This window comes from Dyadobacter sp. UC 10, from assembly GCF_008369915.1.
In the GTDB taxonomy this organism is placed as follows: domain Bacteria; phylum Bacteroidota; class Bacteroidia; order Cytophagales; family Spirosomataceae; genus Dyadobacter.
Genome location: NZ_VSRN01000001.1, coordinates 4,105,504 through 4,124,040 on the forward strand (window position 1 = coordinate 4,105,504; position 18,537 = coordinate 4,124,040).

Sequence of the window (18,537 nt, forward strand, 5' to 3'; positions counted from 1 at the left end):
TTAAAATTGGATTTCGATGGTTTTTTGTTCGAATGGTTGAATTTTTATTTGATCGATTTTTGCCGCTTGGTTGTTTTCCAGCCATTTCAATGCACTAATCTTTTTTGATCCGCCGATTTTGGTTTCATCTATTTTCAATGCAAAATCCGTTTGTGCAGAACTATTGTTCATCAGGATAATGTAAATGCTGTTTTTGGACGTCGATTGGGCGGTAATGCATTCAATGGCAGGCTTATCTGGCTCGGCAAGTCCTTCTTTGATAACCAGTTTCGCTTTATCGCCGTAAACGGTCCCAGCTTCAAAACCATAAGTCTGGTGCGGGCCAACTTTTGGGGTTACGAAACCTCTAGGGAAACTGATCTTTCCATTGGATCTTAATTCCACCTCCGAAAGCAGGTAATCCGTGATCCAGCCGATCTGCCACCAGGCGTGGTGAGGATAGGGGCCGGCCCCGCGGTTCATCGCATTCCAGTAGTAAGACGCAACACTCGTTTTGCTGTCCACAAATGCGTCGCGGCCGATGGCAGCTGAACGGGCCATATCTGCGAAAATCTGCTCACCGGTGAGCTTGTACATCCGGATAAACATTCCTGCGTGACTGGCCAGCTGGATAGGTCCATGGCGCGTCGCGGAGCCGAAAATTCCGCCATGCTCGAAGCTCAGGCCGGTTTGGCTGATCTCCCAGTCTTCCCGCGCTATTCCGTTGACGGTTTTAGGATTATGGTTGGCGATAGGATGGGTGTAAATAGAAGTGGTGTAGATTTTCGCGCAGGTAACAGCCGCGTCCTGGTACTTTTTGTTTTTGGTAAAATCATAAAGATCCAGCAGAGCCTGCGCCGATTGTCCGGTTGCAAAATCCGGCGCGTAACGCGCGTCGCCGCACACACCGAGGAAAGAACCCGTTTCCACTGCATTTTTAATAAACCAATCAGCGCCCTTTTGTGCAGCTTTCAGGTATTTTTCATCTTTAAGGAGCCGATAGGCGACGATCATTCCATAAAATGTCGGCCGCACATCCTTAATGTCTTTGAATGCTCCTTGCTCCGTTTTGCGGTCATAAGCTACTGCCCAGCTTCCGTCGGCTTTTTGCCAGCTCAACAGTTTATCCGCACCATATTTCAGGCGTGTTTTCAATTCGGTATCACCTGGCTCAAAAAGCAGCATATTGCCAATATCCAGCATGACATAGTAAGTAAGCGCGATTGGTTCGACCACCTCGCCCCATTCTTCGACAAACTTTTTCTTTTTCGCCAGGTAGTATTGCCCCTCCACCGAACCTTTAAAAAAGCCTTCGTCGGTTTGCTGCTGGACGAGCTTGAAATTTTTGGCAGGAGGCAGCACTTTGCCGGTCAGCTCGGGGTCGTTTGTGGCGTGGGCCAGCATCCACATTGCTCCATAATCTGAGTTTTTCATCGCGTCCTTATCCGAACCCACTACACCACCGAGGTAAGATTGCGCGCCTATTTGTTTTCCTTTAAATTCTTCAATGTTCCAGAGAGAAGTTTTTGGATCAGTAAGGTAATGATGCATTTTTTCAATGCGATCGGTCAGAGATTGTTTGCTCTGACGAAGGCTTAATGTTTCGTCAAACTTATAAATATCATTTGCAGCATGTTTGATCGCCTGGAACCAATCACCGGCAATGAGGCTATACCGGAAAGAAAAGCTATATTCTTCTCCTGCATTGAGTTCTGAGCTTTTTTCACCCAGAACCGGATAGTAAATAGTAGGCGCGAGCTGCCCTTTGCGGTTCATATGCGACAGGCCAATGTGCCAGTCCGTTTGGGTGATCTTGTCTTTGGCCCACGGATCTCTCGCCAGTCCGGGTTCCGGAATGACAGATAATGTGACGCCGTTTTTAGTAGTAACGAGCGGGCTCAATGTTGTGGCGCACCGCTCGCGATACACAACCGGGCGGTCGGGCACGCCGTGACCGTAGGCATAGGCCAATGCGAAATTCTTCTGCAAAGCGTTTCCCTGGAAGTAACCTGGTACTGAAGTCCAGCCGAGCTGCTCCTGGGCTACGGTTCCCAGCGTAGGAGTGGCCATTGAAAAGTAACCTTTCGCCTTCGCTTTAACGGTCATTTTAACAAGAACATCCGTTGGGTTTTGCGGGTCGATGCGCCAGTTGGAGGTTACAGTCGCTACCCCGGTTTCTTTCGAAAATTCGATCGCATCCGATTTGATCAACATTTTACCCGGCAGAAAATGAAACGCCTGTCCGGCTTTGTTGAGGGAAACGTCGTTGATACTTTCCTTCCATTGTTCCTGCTGGTAATGGTAAGCCTCTTCCGGGAATTTCCCACCTGTAATTTTTTCAAAGGTTTCGGTAGGTTCCGTTGAGGGTTTTGTGGCTGAGTACAGTAAAGTATGTTCACCCGAAGGCTTTGGCCCTTCAATCCACTTTCCTTCCTTTTTTACCTGTAAAGTGGCGATCGGAAATGTGCCGTCTGCCTTTCCCTGCCACACAACTTTAATATGATCATTGCTCAGTTGGTTCGGGTGTTTCTTCTGACCAAATGCTGCTCCTGATAATAAGAAGGCACATAATATCGCTGAAGTTATTCTCATGGGTTATGTGTTTCCGTTATAAATTCCTGAATCCCTTTTGTCCTGTAACCCTCGATTTTACCGTTTTCACCGGTGTAAATCAGGTAGGCATCGAGGTCACTGTGTTGTGTTAAAAATTGCTTTGTCGCTTCCAGCCCCATGACAAAAAACGCGGTGTCATAACCATCTGCGGTGATTGCGTCTTTGGCGAAAACGGTAACGCTTAGCAAAGATGATTCTTCCATGGAGCCCGTTTTTGGGTTGATAATATGGTTGAAAACGCGGCCATTTTTGGTGAAATGATTGTGATAATTACCAGCTGTTGTCATCGCACGGTCACTCAGTCTGGCAGTGGCAAAGAGCGTCCCCGGTTTAAGCGGATTTTCAATTCCTGCTACCCACGGACTGTGCCCGTTTTTATTTCCCCGACAAACCACCTCACCGCCGATCTCCACCATAAACCGGTCTATTTTTTGACTGCTGAGAAATGCGCTGATGATATCCACCGAATAGCCCTGTGCAATTCCGTTCATATCGATCCTGATACCTGTTTTAGCTTTTGTGATAGATCTGGCATCAAAGCGAATCTTGTCAAAACCTACATATTGGAGCAGTGAGTCGACGTTAGCGAGCTCAGGATCGGTACGCCTGGCACCAAATCCAAGTGCTTCCGTCAGCGGCATGATCGTAGGATCAAAAGCGCCTTTTGTGGCCAGGTATATTTCTCTGGATTTTTTTAAAACCGGATAAAAATACGGCGACTTGAACTTGTGTGATCCGGTACTATTATTAAATGTAACGATCTCTGAATCTTTACGATACAAGGATAAGCATAGATCGAAATCCGTGAGGATGGAGTCAATCTGGACTTTGAAATTCCGGTTGCGCTGATCAAAATATTTAATATGATAGGTAGTACCCTGCGCCTCGCCGGAAATAGAGATCATCCGCTCATCCCCGGCGGTTTCCGCATTCACCGGGGTAAGAAGCATTTGCAATACCACTAAAAAAAGCGCAAACGAAATTTTCAAAGTCATCAAATCAGTATGTTACTCAAGGCTGCGGCTCTACTGTTTCTCCTTTCAGGATTCCCATCAGTTCCGGTAAATGATGCTCATAAACACCCCGGGGAGTGGTTTTGTATTTCTTTGTCAAAGAAGCTGCGAACCCGACTACCTCACCCATCATTCCGCAAGTCCGCATTACTCTTGTACTGCCGAATGCGACGTGCGTCGTGCTGATATTTCTTCCCGCCATGAACAGGTTTTGAATGTTTTTGGAATATAAGCAGCGATAAGGAATTGTGTAGGGAGCGACCTTAATATGTTTTGTTCCGGCAAAAAACTCCTGGCCTTCGAAATACTTGCTGTTCTTCGCGTCGGGAAAATGCAGGTCGATCGTCCAGGTAGCGGTTACCGAGCCGTCGGGATAAAACTTACCTTCCTGAATATCCATTTGGTTCAGTATATGATCGCCGATAATACGCCTCGATTCCCTTTTTCCACCAATGTAGGCAACCCACGCCAGTTCATGTTTCGCGTATTTCGCTGCCTTGTTCTTTTTCAGATAAGACCAGTTTCCGTAGATCGCGCGGAGGTTGTGATCGCGGATTTTCTCGGCGTCTGTTATGGTATTGAAATTCCCGAAGCCGGTTTCCCATTGCCAGTCGGCTTTGGGTTCGTCGATATGGTATTCGTCGGAAAACTGGATCGCCCAGGGTGTTTCCGGAAATGAAGAAACGGTATCTCGCGGCAGGGAGGCCCACAGGTTGGAAGTGCCGAGTGTGAAATCATCCGCCTTTTCAGCCGCCAGCGATTCGCCCGTTTCGGCCTTGCTTTCTCGTCCCATCCTGAACTCTGCACCTGCTAAAAAGCCGATGGTTCCGTCGCCGGTACAATCTGTAAAGAACGATCCGGCAAACCGTGTTTCCTGGTTCGTAGCGATATCGCGGCCTACCACCGCAGTAATGATATCATTCTCTTTTTCAACTTTATACACATGCGTGTTTAGAAACAGGGAAATATTAGGCTCGGCTTTCACGATTGAAATCTTGCGCGCGTCACCATATTCTTTGGCATCCGGATTACCGTTTCCGGGATCACCATTATCCATTTCGCGAACAATCCGCCCCAATTTTGGGTAATGATTTTTATCGACGTCCCCCATCAAATGCACGCGCACCTCCGAACTGTTGTTTCCGCCAAGCACGGGCCTGTCCTGGATCAGTGCAACTTTCAGTCCCATTCTTGCCCCGGAAATTGCAGCACAGGTGCCGGCAATCCCCCCGCCTACGACCACCAGGTCAAACTGACCAGCGTCCATTGGTTTGTCGGTGAGGTTCAAAAGTTTTTTGCGAAAGGCAGTCAGTCCTTCAAGCTTATTTGGTGGGGTGAATTTCAGCTCGTCGGTAAATAAAATGGCATCGCAGCGGCCATTGAAGCCTGTCAGGTCTTTTATTGCAAGCTTTACCTGGCCGGCTTTCAAGTCCATTTGCCCGGCGTCATACCATTTCCATTCATCCGACCCGCTTTCTCCAAAGACCATATCGACAGGTTTACCATCAATAATCAGCCTGAACTTCCCCGGACCCTTCGGAAATGGTGCCCAGTCTTTTGTCCGCACCCACATCCGGTACTTACCGGTTTTAGGGAACTGTACCGTGGTGGTAGCATCTTTTACAGGTCGCCCCATACCATGCGCCATCAGGTAAGATGAGCCCATTACGACAAAAGATTGCTGATCAATCACCCAGCCGCCTTTGTCTGCAAACGATTCTGTCTCAACGAATACATGATTTTGGGCAGAAACAGAAAAAGAGAAAAATATTAGAAACAATACCGTTGGCTGAAGCCAACGGGCATTGAATAAGAAATCAATTGTTCCGGGCTTTGGTCCTGATAGCATCGTATTTCCCATTGTCTTTTCTATAGTCTTTTCCGTCGGCTGAAGCCGGCGGGAATTCAATAAAAAATCAATTGCCCCGGGCTTCAGCCCGGGGATCTTAAATGGATTTAGGATTTTGTAAGATGTTTTCATGAGTTAGTTTTTTGCCAATATTTGATTAATTAGCGATGCTTGTTCTTGATTGGATTCGGGAAGACTGGCTTTCAGGTTTTCCTTGACTGAGTCGGTGACCGGGACGGATTGCAGTTTTTTCAGAATAGCGATCTGTAAAGCGTAGGGAGATTTTTGGTAAGTCTGCCAAAGCCAGCTTTGCTTTTCTTGTCCTGCTAAAAAGCTTTCCCCCACACGTTGTAATGCGTTCTTTGCTATGAAAATGTTTTTTCCGCCGATAATCTTTTCAATATCAGTTTCATAATTGCGCCGGACATTGCCGTTCGGATCCACCACTTTATCCATTGCCCAATATTGATAATGGTAGTTGCTGCTGTTTAAAAAGCTGTGTAGCAAATTGTCATCACTGTATTCTTCAATAATTTTTTGCATTTCCGGCACCACCTTCCCATATGCAATGTGCCAGAGTGTATAGCAGGTATAAACCGCACCATCTATCACCTGATTTTTAATGGTTTTTAAAGTCGCCCCCGCCTTCACGTCTACTGAGTCGGTCAGGTTTTCGGTGCCTGTCGTAATCAGGTCTTCCATTTTCAATTCGGCAAAAATGGAGGTAGGCTGCGCGAGAATGTCCTGCAACTTCTGGTAATCTTCTTCCTTGAACTCGTCGTGGTCCACTTTGGTGAGCACTTTGTTTGGCGGCAGATCGAAGCGCATATAGTTGCCCAGCAGGTCCCAGTAAAAATTAATATGCACCGGTTTGCATTCATTGGTGTAGCAAACCGGTGTGAAAATGTTCCTGAAAAAATACTGCGGCCTGCCGGCATCATCCAGTGCAAGCTTCAAAGTATAGCTCAAAGTATCATTTTCCACGACCGTAAACTCCCGCACTTTGTCCGGAGCAGGGGAAGTTTGAAGGAGCAGGAAAAAGGTCAGAAGGTTGAGCATAAAATTAGATTACTTCGGCTGTCGGCTTCTATTTATTCAATCATTCAATCAATCAATCATTCATTCATGTTACTTCCAGTCCGGATTCTGTTCGATCTTGGAATTGGCATTGAGCTCATCCTGCGGAATAGGGAAATATTTGTTTTTAGCGGTGACGTTGCGAACGGGATAAACAGCATTGACTGCTTTTGGAATGACCGTAAGGAATTTGCCGGTGCGGGTCAGATCATACCAGCGGTCACCTTCGGCGAAGAATTCCCACGCGCGTTCCTGTAAAATGGCTTCAACCAATGCATCTTTTGTAATTCCCGCTTTCAGATCGGGCAGACCGGCGCGCTTGCGCACGACATTGACTGCTTCAAGCGCTGCTGCATTGGCTCCGTTCAGACGGGCTTCTGCTTCTGCCAGGATCAGATAAACATCCGGCATTCTCAGAATAGGAATGTTGGGGATGAAACCGACGGTCGAAACCGGATCCATGTATTTTTTGATCAGCACACCATCTGGTGTAATAGGCGTGATGTTGCGCTGGGATATGACCTTGCCGGACTTATCTATATAGCTGGTGTCCAGTAATTGTCTTCTCTTGTCGGCAGGATTAAACGAATCAAAAAACGACTGGTATGCAAACATCGACCCGTAAGAAGTCCTTGCATAAGCGGGGCCCGCGCTTCCCGGAGGGCCGCATAAACCGACGAGCTGGTGGCTCAATCCCGGTGAAATCGGGTCGACCTCATAGGCGAATATGTTTTCAAGCCGCGCAGCATCTTCATTATCGTAACGATATACATCCAGTACATTAGGCAGCAATGCATGTTTCCCCGAAGTGATCACTTCTTTTGCTTTTGCAATTGCTGTCGGATAATCTTCATTGTATAATGCGGCTTTGGCGTGTAATGCAAATGCCGCTTCGCGCGAGACCCGGCCTTTGGCAACAGTCGGGAAGGAAGCCAATCCCGCTGACTCAGCTTGTTCCAGGTCTGCGTAAATCTGTTTATAAATATCCGCTTTCGCGCTTTTTGCTACGGAAGCATCCTCTTCGGAGTAGCTCGGCGCGATTTTAACAGGGACTTCCCCGAAATTCTTGGTCAGCAACCAGTGGTAAAATGCCCTCAGAAAGTAAGCCTCTCCGATAATCTGTTTTTTACGCGTTTCGTCCATTGAGGCATCCGGCACCTTTGCGATCAGCCAGTTGGCCTTCTCGATACCTCCATAGCAGGATTGCCAGATTTGCTGAGGAGACTCAAATAAACGGTCGTTACTTTTTTGCGTCGTGTAGTTGACATCATAGGTAAACAGTGTAAGGGTATTGCGGCCCACCACCCCTCTTGGATAAGTCTGGTCATCACTGAAATCGGCCACGATGGTCAATGCAGGCGCGTTGCCTACTCCCGCAATTCCCCCGTAAACACCAATCAATGCTTTCTCCGCATCGGCTGCGGTCTTGTAAAAATTTTCAGTGTAAATGGAAGAGTAAACCGTCTCTTCCAGGTCGCAGGATTGCAGCAGGAGTGAAGCCCCGAGCGCACCTATATATGTTGCTATTTTAGATCTTGTTTTCATAAATAAAATGGCTGTTTGAGGATTTAGAATGTCACCTGAATGCCGCCCAGGAACGACCGCGACTGGGGATATACAAAGTTGTCGACGCCGATCACCGTGTTGGAACCTGCGTAAGTATTCACCTCGGGGTCGTATCCGCTGTACTTTGTGATGGTGAACAGGTTGTTGGCGCTTGCGTAAATGCGGATACCTTCCACTCCTTTAAACTTCGGCAATGTGTAGCCGAGCGTCATGTTTTTGCAGCGGAGATAACTCCCGTCTTCGACCACGTAGCTGGAAATAGGCAAACGTCCGCCCTGAAAACCACTTACATACTGGTTGCTTGGATTGGTCGGCGACCAGCGATCGGCTACGCCTGCGAGCAAATTCCGTTGACCCAGCGGGTTTTCAAATGACAGCCGGCTGGCATTGTAAATGTCGTTACCCTGTGATCCTGAAAGGAATGTGCTGAAATCAATCCCTTTAAATGAGAGGTTTGTGGAAACTCCGTAGATAAACTTAGGATTGGGATTTCCTACAAATACCTGGTCAGCGGCAGAAATCACATTGTCGCCTGTGACATCTTTTACTTTATGGCCCCCGACACGTCCGTCATACCCTGGCAGGATCGCCTCGCCGGTTTGGTTAATACCGTCGAACACGTACGTTTTGAACATTCCCAGGGGTTGACCAACGGTAAGGGTCGTGTATGTTGTAATGAAGCGTTCCTTCGTCGTTCCACCGTCAAGATCAAGAATCTTGTTGCGATTAATGGTCGCGTTCGCCGAAACGTCCCATTTTAATTTCCCGTCGAGGATACGAGATGATGCCGAAAATTCAAGCCCCTTGTTTTCCAGTGCCGCAAAGTTCCCGCGGATGTTTCCATACCCCGAACTCATCGGCAATGCTTTGATATAGATCAGGTCATCCGTTTTTTTATAATACGCCTCCGCGATCAGACTAATGCGGTTATTGAATAAGCCAATGTCGATACCAATATTACTTTGTGTTGATTTCTCCCAGCGCAGGTCAGGGTTTGAAATGCCCGTCGGGTTAATACCTGTTACGAAGGTGTGGTCGATGATGTAGTTGCTGCCGGTAGCGCCTGCGATGGCAAGTGACTGGTATGGAATGAGTCCTCCTGCATTGCCGGTAATCCCGAAGCTACCACGCAGTTTCAGGTCCGACATCCAGTTAACGCTTTTCATAAACGGCTCTTCGATAATACGGTAAGCCGCTGATATTGCCGGGAATAATCCGTACTTATGATTGGCCCCGAATTTGCTGGAACCGTCGATCCGTGCAGTCAGGTCAAGGAAGAATCTGTCTTTGAAACCATAATTGACACGAGCCAGATACGAATCCAGACGCTGTGAGGTCCGTTCACTACTCACGGTCCGGGTCAGTGCAAGCTGCATGGCCTCGTTTTCAGTCGCATCGTTCGGGAATCCTGTGGCGTTGAGCGTGTTGCTGTTCGATTGTTCAAGCTGTGTACCAAAAACGGCAGTCGCTTTCAGTGAATGGTTTTTGCCGACGTTGGCCGTGTAGGTTAAGATACTTTCGTGCAGAAGCGCCAGGAAATTGCCATTCGACTTGGTTCCGGAGCCCGAGTTGTCGTTCAGGTCGGTTCTGTTGACAATAGATCTCGGTGAGTAAAAATCGTAAAGTTCCCCGCGCTGGTCCACATTAAACGAAGCCCGGTAAGTAAGCCCTTTGAACAGGTTTACATCCGCATATACATTGATCAGGTTTCTCTTGATTGAGCGTAGATTTTTCACCTGCGCAAAATTGAGCGGGTTAGTAACCTCACGATACTGCCCTCCTGCCTGCTCGCCGAACGGGAATATGGTACCATCGGGGCGGTAAGGCTGCAAAGTAGGAGGGGCGCCGATAGCTGCTCCCAAAACAGATGAAAGTACCGCGCCGCCGTCGCCGATGTTTTCGCCGCCAGTCTGGATACCGTCATTTACCGAATAGCTTCCCATGAGACTAGTGCCGATCTTAATCGCCTTGCTGATCTGGTGGTCGAGGTTGACACGGTAAGAATATCGTTTGAAAGCAGAACCGATAAATGTGCCCTGCTGGTCGAAGTAGTTGAGAGAAAGCGCCAGCTGTGTTTTTTCATTGCCTCCATTCACCGAAAGCTGGTGGTTCTGGATCGGGGCTTTTCTGAAAATGTAGTCCTGCCAATTGACACCTTCGCCAAGTGAAGCAGGGTCAGGGTAATAATTGTTTTTAAAAACTTCATTTTCAAGCTGAGCAAATTGCGATGCATTCAGCACGTCGAGTTGTTTGGTCACTTTCTGGGTTCCGTAATAGCTGTCGAAGGTCACGCGGGTAGCACCGTTTTTCCCTCTTTTTGTGGTGATCAGAACAACCCCGTTTGCAGCGCGTGCGCCATAAATGGCCGAGGCAGAAGCATCCTTTAAAACCTCGATCGATTCGATATCATTCGGGTTAATTGTAGACAGCGGGCTGACGTCCGTGATACCCCCGCCATTTGAGATCTGAATTCCGTCGATCACATAAAGCGGCTCAGAGGATCCGTTAATGGAGTTGGTCCCGCGTATCCTGACGCTGATATTCCCGCCCGGCGCACCGGAGTTCTGATTTACCTGCATTCCCGCCACCCGCGCCTGTAAGCCTTGCGCCAGGTTTGCTACCGGTGTTTGCGTAAGTTCAGAAGCCTTAACGGAGACAATAGAGCCGGTAGTTTCAACTTTGCGCTGTGTGCCATAACCGACAACCACGACTTCTTCCAGTGCTTTGGTATCTGTCTGCAAGGTGACATTGATTCTACTTTGTCCGTTTACGCTCACTTCCTTTCCCAGGTATCCCACAAACGAGAAAACGAGCGTGGCGTTAGCAGGCGCATCAATGCTGAAATCGCCCTCTGCGGTGGTGAGTGTCCCTTGCTGCGTTCCTTTTACGGTAACACTGGCTCCCGGAACAACCTCGCCTTTTTCATCAGTCACCTTTCCCGAAACGGTTCCCGATTGGGAGAAGGCGGTTTGCGTCAGGCTCAGCAATAAGCAAAGTAGCCCGAACAGTACTCGTATTTGTTTCTTCATACAAAGGATAAAGGGTTAGATTGTAATAACAGAATAATACAATTCTACACAGATAATTTCCGTCACGTGCCTGCTGCGATGATTGAGAAATATGCCCCTTAATAGTGCAGGCAGGGTGATTTTTATTGAAGTTATCAGCTGCTAACCCTTAAATCAAGCCTATTTACATTCTATTAAATCTCAATATTCGTCAAAAAGTATCGGTAACGTTTGCGAATACGTTACCGATATATGGTTTTAGGTATTTTTAATATAATAATTCTTTATGTTTGTGATCGGGGATATGTAGCAGGCAGTTTCAGGGCATGAGCGGGCTGTTTGTTTAAATAATACAATTTGTATGATAAAATGTGTGAAGTGCGGACAGGTGGAGGGGATTATGAAAGCGGGCTACGTCAGGGGCAAGCAGCGCTATCTTTGCAAACCCTGTAATTACTATTTCACATTTGCCGAACAGGACATTTCGACGACTGTACGGCTCAAAAGGAAGCGCCACCAGACCACGATCATCGATATAGCCAAAACATTGGGCGTGTCTAATTCAACCGTTTCCCGTGCATTGCACGGCCACGCGGATATCAGTCCTGAAACGAGGCAGGCAGTGCTGGATACTGCGGCGCAGCTGGATTATCAGCCTAATCAGCTTGCTTACAATCTGGTAAAAAGCCGCACTAACACGATCGGGATGATTGTGCCGGAGTTTCATAATCCATTTTTCCCCAATGTGATTATAGGCGCGCACGAGGTGCTGACCAAAGCCGGCTACAACCTCACGATCATGCAAAGCAATGAATCGTATCAGGTTGAGATTTCGAATACTAAGGCAATGCTCGCCAACCGGGTCGATGGCCTGTTGATCTCGCTCACACAGGAAACCAACAATTTCGATCATTTAAGTGTGTTTGAAAAAAGGGATATCCCGCTCATCCTGTTCAATAGGGTTTGTGAACAAATCGACGTTCCAAAAGTGGTAGCGAATGATTTTGAGTCGGCATTTATGGCGGTGGAGCACCTCCTGCTGAATGGTTATGAAAAAGTAGCACACCTCGGCGGGCCGCTTAATCTGCTTGTCAGCCGTGAAAGGTTACGTGGTTACCAGGCTGCGATGGAGAAATATGGTAAAAGTATTGAAGATCACATGGTGATCCAGGGGATGCTTACCCAGCAAAAAGCGCGGATTTACGGTCAATATCTGCTCGACCTCGCCGAGCGGCCCGATGCTATTTTTGCCGTCAATGATTCTGCGGCGATTGAAATTATGCTGATCGCGAAAGAAAAGGGAATCCGTATTCCGGAAGAGCTGGGGGTAGTCGGTTTTAGCGATAATCCGGAGTCAGCGTACATTGGGCCGGGGCTCACGACCATTCGGCAGCCGACATTGGAAATGGGCCGAACCACCGCCGAGTGGATTCTGCAACTGGTTGATGCTGAAAATATTAGTTTGCATGAACGCAAAGTGTTGAAAACGGAACTGATCGTAAGGGGCTCGTCGGTACGGAGCAGGTAACTGGGATTTTGTCTATATTTGTCCCGGTTCCTCATTTCATAACACATACTTATCTTTAAAACCTTCACTATGTTGAGACTTGCAGTGCCGTCACAAAAGGAAAAACGAGCGATCAGGAATTTTTTGAGGACCATCAAAACTCAAAAGGAATCGCCTGCCCAAATGGACACCACCGACTATTTAATGAGCGATCCTCGCAACAGAGAGCTTTTGCTGAAGGCGATTGACGATGTTAAAAATGGTAAGTTCATTTTTCGGGATCTGATAGAACCATGATGCTCGCCTGGCAGACAGGCGCTTGGGAAGATTATCTGGAATGGCAATTAACAGATAAAATTATCGCGAGGAAAATCAATGAATTGATCAAAGAGTGCCTGCGGACACCTTTCGAAGGGAAAGGAAAGCCGGAAATGCTGCGCTCGAATTTTTCAGGCCATTGGTCAAGACGCATTAACGAAGAGCATCGCCTGGTTTATAAAGTCGAGAACGATTTAATCATCATTGTCCGTTGTCGCTATCATTATGAAAAATAGCTTGCGACACATTAAGAACGATGCAAACCTATTAAGTCTTGAGCCACGAATACGCGAATAAGGCACTAATACATTCGTGCCTCATTCGCGTATTCGTGGCATTAATAAAAATTAAGGATTTTGCCTCAAAACATCAGCCCCCATAATATCGATTTGAGCTTGCGGGATCGGGAAGTACTCGCTTTTTCCTTTCACAAACGTGGCTCCTTTCAGATAGCTTCTTTTCACACTTTCTTTGGTGAGGTAAGCATTCAAAACCACGTCAGCTACGCCCCAGCGAACTAGATCGAAATGCCGGTGACCTTCCATGGCAAGCTCCACGCGGCGCTCGAAACGTACTGCTTTTCTGGCATAGTCCTGCGTTGAGAAAGCAGGGTAGGGCTTCACAAGGTAGTTAGCAGCAGGCTTCCCGCTTGCATCGGTCACCACCACATTACCCGCGCGCGTCCTGATCTGGTTTACGATCTTCAATGCGGTCGCCAGGTCATTTTGCTCCACAGCCACTTCGGCACGCATTAAGAGTACATCGGCAAAACGGATCGCGCGGTAATTGTTAGCATTCGCACGCGGCGATTCTGCGCCGGCATTTTCACCGCTGTAAGCAAAGAACTTTTTGAACGTATAAGGCCCCCCGAATGCCTGGTCACGGATCCAGTTTTTGCCGGGATGTACACCCCAGTTCAGGAAAGGCAGGCCCCGACGACCGACGGTCCAGTCAAGTCTTGGGTCAAGTGTTCCTTCATAAGGAGTAAATGCATCGGTTGAAGCCAATCCTTCGTCATTTTTAACGTCGACACTATTAAATGTATCCAGCAGAGGCAAGCCCGCCGCGTCGGTTTTAAATGCGTTTACCAGGTTTTGAGAAGGCTGGTAAAATCCGCAGCAACCGCCTGGCGCCGAGCCGTAAGGAAAGTTGTAGTTATCGCCCCAGCTACCGTTCTGCCCATTCCCGCCGTCACCTACCGACATCTGCACTTCAAAAATAGATTCGCTGTTGTTCTCTGTCGCGATCCTGAAATTGTCGTGGAAGCTGTTGACCAATGCAAAAGGGCCGTTATTGATCACATCGTCCAAAAGCGGCTTGGCAGCGGCGTAATCCTGCTGGTACATATGTACTTTGGCGAGCGCAGCTTTCGCTGTCCATTTGCTTACTCTTCCTACCTGCGCTTTGGTCGCAGAGACATTATCGACCGCGAACTGGAAGTCTGCCTCGATCATCGGCCAGATATCCTGATCGTTTGGAAGATTAATGAAGTCTGTCACGTTTTCGTCTACGTAAGGGACCATATTCCAAAGCTTTTTTGCTTCGAAATGGTACCAGGCTCTCAGGAAACGCGCTTCGCCCAATGCCTGCGCTTTTTCCGCGTCGGTCATGTCTGTTGCCAGGCCGGTCAGTTTGATCGCATTGTTGGAGCGGGAAACCCCGTCGTAAACGGCCACCCATTTATCGTTGTATGCACCGATATCTGCCTGTGGAATGTAACGCTCGATCGTCGTGATCTGCGCCTGGTCACCTACGTCCGAACCTTTGTAAGCATCGTCGGAAGCAACGGAACCGTAAATCCAGTTGCTTACCGACGACGTATTTACAGGACCTGCGCCGACGCCGTCGAGCAAGCTGTAAGCGCCAATCAGTACCGCGTTGACACCATTTTTATTGGAAAGTGACTGCTCGTTTCCAACACCCAGCGGCGTGGTTTCCAGAAACTCTTTGCCGCAGGAAGTCAGCATTCCTACGCAAACCATTGCAGTTAATATGCTCTTTTTCATATCTATTCGCTTATTATTCACAGATAAAAAGTTTTTTCTCAATTACTAAAACCCGAAGTTGATACCGATCTGGTACATTTTGGAATTAGGATAGTTCCCCTGGTCCACACCCAATACAGTACTGCCGGGCGTCGCGCCCACAGAAGTTACCTCAGGATCGATCCCGCTGTATTTCGTGATCGTGAAAAGGTTTTGAGCCTGTAAGTAGACACGCGCACTTTCGAATCCGATTTTTGACAAAACAGTACCTGGCAAAGTGTAGCCGAGTGTCAGGTTTTTCATACGGAAATAAGAACCGTCCTCGATAAAGTAGCTGGAAGGCTGCTGGCTGCGGCTATCGTTGGCATCTAAAATCGGGAGAGCAGCGTCGGGGTTTTCTGGCGTCCAGGAATCATTCAGCATGCGTAAACTTCTGTTACCCGCCTGATTATTAAAGTCAACCCAGCGCTTTACCATATTGATAATGCCGTTTCCTTTTACACCCTGAAAGAATGCAGACAAATCGAAGTTTTTGTAGCCTACGTTCAGGTTGATACCATAGGTAAAGTCCGGGTGGGGGTTGCCCAGGAACACCCGGTCGTTGTCGGTAATGGTGCCGTCGCCGTCGGTGTCTTGGTATTTATATTTACCCACAGCTGCATAGCCAGGATATTTCGGGCCCTTGTCGACTTCACCCTGATTTTGGTAAATGCCGTCGATTTGCAAACCATAGAATGAATAAAGCGGCATGCCTGCGACCGAGCGGGTCCAGGTGTAGCTGCGGATCGCCGGGCCGAGCAATACCGCTGACGAACTGTTATTCAGTTTACCCACTTCATTTTTGTAGCTCGAAAAATCCACTCCGACTGAATAGGTCAGGTCGCCGTTCAATGCTTTGTTGTTGAAATCCAGGGCAAGGTCAATTCCCTTGTTGTTCATTTCACCCACATTCACGAAAGGAATCGTGGCAACACCCTGAGTTGCAGGAAGTGCTACCTGATAAAGCATGTCGGAAGTAGTACGGTTGTACAAATCAAGATTGAAGTTGAACATGCCTTTCAGGAAAGTCGCGTCCAAACCAACGTTTGTTTGCGTGGTAGTTTCCCATTTTGCATTGGGGTTACCAAATGCTTCTGTGTCAAAGCCCGGCTCCACCGAGTTGTTACCGCCGCCGATCGGGTAGGATGACAAGCCCAGGTTGGAGCGGTAGGTGCTGAAACCGTTGTAATTACCAATCTCCTGGTTACCTGTTTGTCCCCAGCCGGCCCTTATTTTCAGATCATCCAGCCAGCTGACAGGCTTCAGGAAGCTTTCTTCGGAAAGTCTCCATCCCGCACTGAATGCCGGGAATGTTCCATAACGGTTATTTTGTCCAAAACGGGAAGACCCGTCGCGACGTACTGTGGCTTCGAGTAAATAGCGGTCTTTCAACGAATAGTTAACTTTTCCAAAGAGCGAGAAAAGCGCCCACTCGTAACCTCCGCCTGCATTGTTAATACCCGCAGTACCCGAACTCAGGAACATATATTGCGGATCTTCGGAGAAAAACGTGGTGCGCGTCGCATTGAAGTTGCGGCCGGTACCTTTGATCGCCTCGGTTCCCAATAATACATTGATCTTGTGATCAGTACCGATCGATTTGTTATAATTGAGTGTATTGGACCACGTCCAGTTGATATCGTACGCGTTTTCATTTGTCAATGCATTTGCAGCTTCAATTTCTGCCTCTTCCAGGTCAAGCAGGGTGTAACCGACGCGGTTGAAACTGTTCAGATCAATACCGATACTCGATTTCGCAGTCAGATCTTTGAGGATATCGATTTCCATATAGGCGTTACCGAATGCGCGGAAGTTATTCGCCTGGTTATTTCTGGTGCGGTAAAGCTGTGCAACGGGGTTGGTAGCAGGTCCCAGTCCAGCTGCGCGGGTTGCAGCGAAATTGCCCATAATGTCATAAACCGGTATGATCGAAGGGATCCGGTACCCGTTTCCGATCGGGTTTCCGTCCTGGTTATTGGCTGAGCTGGACGTTCCGTTATTGTTGTAATAACCTTTGTTTTCAGTATAGCTGATTTCCAGGTTTTCGCCCAGGCGCACGCGTTTTTTGAAGGTAAATTCAGTATTGGAACGCAGTGAATATCTGTTGAAAGAAGTATGGATCAATACCCCGTCCTGCTTGAAATAGTTTAATGCAATCGCATAGCGGCCGGTTTCGGTACCACCTGTTGCGCCAATATTATATTCCTGGATCGCAGCCGGACGAAGGATTTCCTTGTGCCAGTCGGTGCCTTCCTTGTTCGCTTCCACGATCTGGTAAAAACCGGCGCGGTTATAATTGTAAAGTGACGGGTCAACCTTCGGATCACCTGCCGAGAGACCGTAGTTCGATCCAGCCAGAATATAGTCGGGTACCATTGCGTTCGGCCCGTTACCATATTGCTGGTGCGAAGGATTTCCATTTGTCAAAACCCCTGCATTCCGGCGCTGCGTCCATAGGAGGTCACCAAATTGCTGCGGATCCTTGATCAGATCGAGGTCTACTTTACCGGTTTGTAAACCCGCGCGTGAGTTGAATGTGAATCTCGCTGCGCCTGCTTTGCCCTTTTTGGTAGTAATAATAATAACCCCGTTCGCCGCTCTTGAACCGTAGATTGAGGCAGAAGAAGCATCTTTCAAAACCTGCATGGACTCGATGTTATTCGGGTTAATGCTATTCAGTCCGCCTTTGGTAGGAACTCCGTCGATCACGTATAGAGGATCATTGTTATTGATCGTCCCAAAACCGCGGATACGGACTGTCGCTTCGCCGCCCGGCGTGTTGTTGGAGGTCACTGTTACCCCGGCAACACGTCCCTGTAATTGCTGGGCCACATTGGGCGCAGCAACTTTGGTCAGTTCCTTCGCATCAACAGTCGAAACTGCGCCGGTAATATCCCTCTTGGATTGTGAAGAATATCCGGTCACGACCACTTCGCTCAACGCCTTTACATCCGATTGGAGTACAATATCAATCTGCGATTTGTTGGTGATATCCGCTTCCTGGGTCAGGTAACCGATCGAGGAGACGACGAGGGTAGTACTGCCGTCGGGTACTGAAAGCGTGAAGGCTCCATCCGCGTCGGTAGTGGTACCGACGGATGAGCTCCCTTTCAAAACCACTGTGGCGCCGGGAACAGTAGCGCCGGTTGCATCGGTTACTTTTCCTTTAATTGAAAGGTCTGCGTTTTGTTCGTGCGATAATTCCAGGCGGCTATCCGGCACTGCCCGCGCATATCCGTCAACAAGCGGAAACGCGCTGAGCAGGAGAATAGTCAATACTTGTAGTAGCCTGATTTTCAAATTTTTAGTCGGGCAGATCCGCCGATAAAAGGTTTTTTTCATACTTTTGTTCGTTTTGTTGGTTTGTAAAAATTGGCAAACAAAATCCCAAGCTCCTTTCGGGGCAGCAATCCGGGTCACAATCTGGTTGAGGGTTTATTTCGGGTGAGTGATGTGGCGACATCATTCACCTTTTTTTATTGAAGGAGGCGATGATTTAGGGTGAATAACTATTTTATAATGTCCGGTCAGGGTTGTTGCTGAATCAAATATAGGTGATGTGCAACCTGTATAAAATAGTGTT

General features: G+C 48.1%; 11 protein-coding genes. 3 read left to right on the forward strand and 8 right to left on the reverse strand.

Annotated elements, in window-relative coordinates; all coding sequences use genetic code 11:
• The 6 genes from FXO21_RS17065 to FXO21_RS17090 all read right to left on the reverse strand — a co-directional run bounded on the left by FXO21_RS17065 (window position 1) and on the right by FXO21_RS17090 (window position 11,126).
• Window positions 1–2,571, reverse strand: coding sequence for a glycoside hydrolase family protein (locus FXO21_RS17065; RefSeq protein ID WP_225865726.1), 2,571 nt, complete (start codon window positions 2,569–2,571; stop codon window positions 1–3).
• The gene (locus FXO21_RS17070) at window positions 2,568–3,587 is read right to left on the reverse strand and encodes an FAD:protein FMN transferase (protein WP_225865727.1); all 1,020 of its coding nucleotides are present in this window, start codon (window positions 3,585–3,587) and stop codon (window positions 2,568–2,570) included. The genes FXO21_RS17065 and FXO21_RS17070 overlap by 4 nt, the downstream gene beginning before the upstream one ends.
• 16 nt (window positions 3,588–3,603) lie before the next feature.
• Window positions 3,604–5,586, reverse strand: a complete 1,983-nt coding sequence (locus FXO21_RS17075; protein WP_225865728.1) for an FAD-dependent oxidoreductase — start codon at window positions 5,584–5,586, stop codon at window positions 3,604–3,606.
• A 3-nt stretch (window positions 5,587–5,589) separates the two neighbouring features.
• Window positions 5,590–6,513, reverse strand: coding sequence for a hypothetical protein (locus FXO21_RS17080; RefSeq protein WP_149641210.1), 924 nt, complete (start codon window positions 6,511–6,513; stop codon window positions 5,590–5,592).
• Between the two features lie 69 nt (window positions 6,514–6,582).
• Window positions 6,583–8,076 carry a RagB/SusD family nutrient uptake outer membrane protein gene (locus FXO21_RS17085; protein ID WP_149641211.1) on the reverse strand — a complete coding sequence of 498 codons (1,494 nt, stop codon included), beginning with the start codon at window positions 8,074–8,076 and terminating at the stop codon, window positions 6,583–6,585.
• Between the two features lie 23 nt (window positions 8,077–8,099).
• Window positions 8,100–11,126: a SusC/RagA family TonB-linked outer membrane protein gene (locus FXO21_RS17090; RefSeq protein WP_149641212.1), complete on the reverse strand. Its 3,027-nt coding sequence runs from the start codon at window positions 11,124–11,126 to the stop codon at window positions 8,100–8,102.
• A 340-nt stretch (window positions 11,127–11,466) separates the two neighbouring features.
• Between FXO21_RS17090 and FXO21_RS17095 the strand changes: the two genes are divergently transcribed.
• The 3 genes from FXO21_RS17095 to FXO21_RS17105 all read left to right on the forward strand — a co-directional run bounded on the left by FXO21_RS17095 (window position 11,467) and on the right by FXO21_RS17105 (window position 13,166).
• Window positions 11,467–12,633: a LacI family DNA-binding transcriptional regulator gene (locus FXO21_RS17095; RefSeq protein ID WP_149641213.1), complete on the forward strand. Its 1,167-nt coding sequence runs from the start codon at window positions 11,467–11,469 to the stop codon at window positions 12,631–12,633.
• A 69-nt stretch (window positions 12,634–12,702) separates the two neighbouring features.
• Complete coding sequence (locus FXO21_RS17100) at window positions 12,703–12,909, forward strand: type II toxin-antitoxin system Phd/YefM family antitoxin (RefSeq protein ID WP_149641214.1); 207 nt, start codon at window positions 12,703–12,705, stop codon at window positions 12,907–12,909.
• Window positions 12,909–13,166, forward strand: coding sequence for a Txe/YoeB family addiction module toxin (locus tag FXO21_RS17105; protein WP_225865914.1), 258 nt, complete (start codon window positions 12,909–12,911; stop codon window positions 13,164–13,166). Before FXO21_RS17100 ends, FXO21_RS17105 begins: the two co-directional genes overlap by 1 nt.
• Before the next feature lie 111 nt (window positions 13,167–13,277).
• On the opposite strand, the gene FXO21_RS17110 is transcribed toward FXO21_RS17105, so the two are convergent.
• Both FXO21_RS17110 and FXO21_RS17115 read right to left on the reverse strand, forming a co-directional pair.
• On the reverse strand, window positions 13,278–14,936 hold the full coding sequence (locus FXO21_RS17110) for a RagB/SusD family nutrient uptake outer membrane protein (protein WP_149641216.1): 1,659 nt from the start codon (window positions 14,934–14,936) through the stop codon (window positions 13,278–13,280).
• Window positions 14,937–14,981: 45 nt separating this feature from the next.
• Window positions 14,982–18,296, reverse strand: coding sequence for a SusC/RagA family TonB-linked outer membrane protein (locus FXO21_RS17115; protein WP_225865729.1), 3,315 nt, complete (start codon window positions 18,294–18,296; stop codon window positions 14,982–14,984).
• Between the last annotated feature and the right edge of the window lie 241 nt (window positions 18,297–18,537).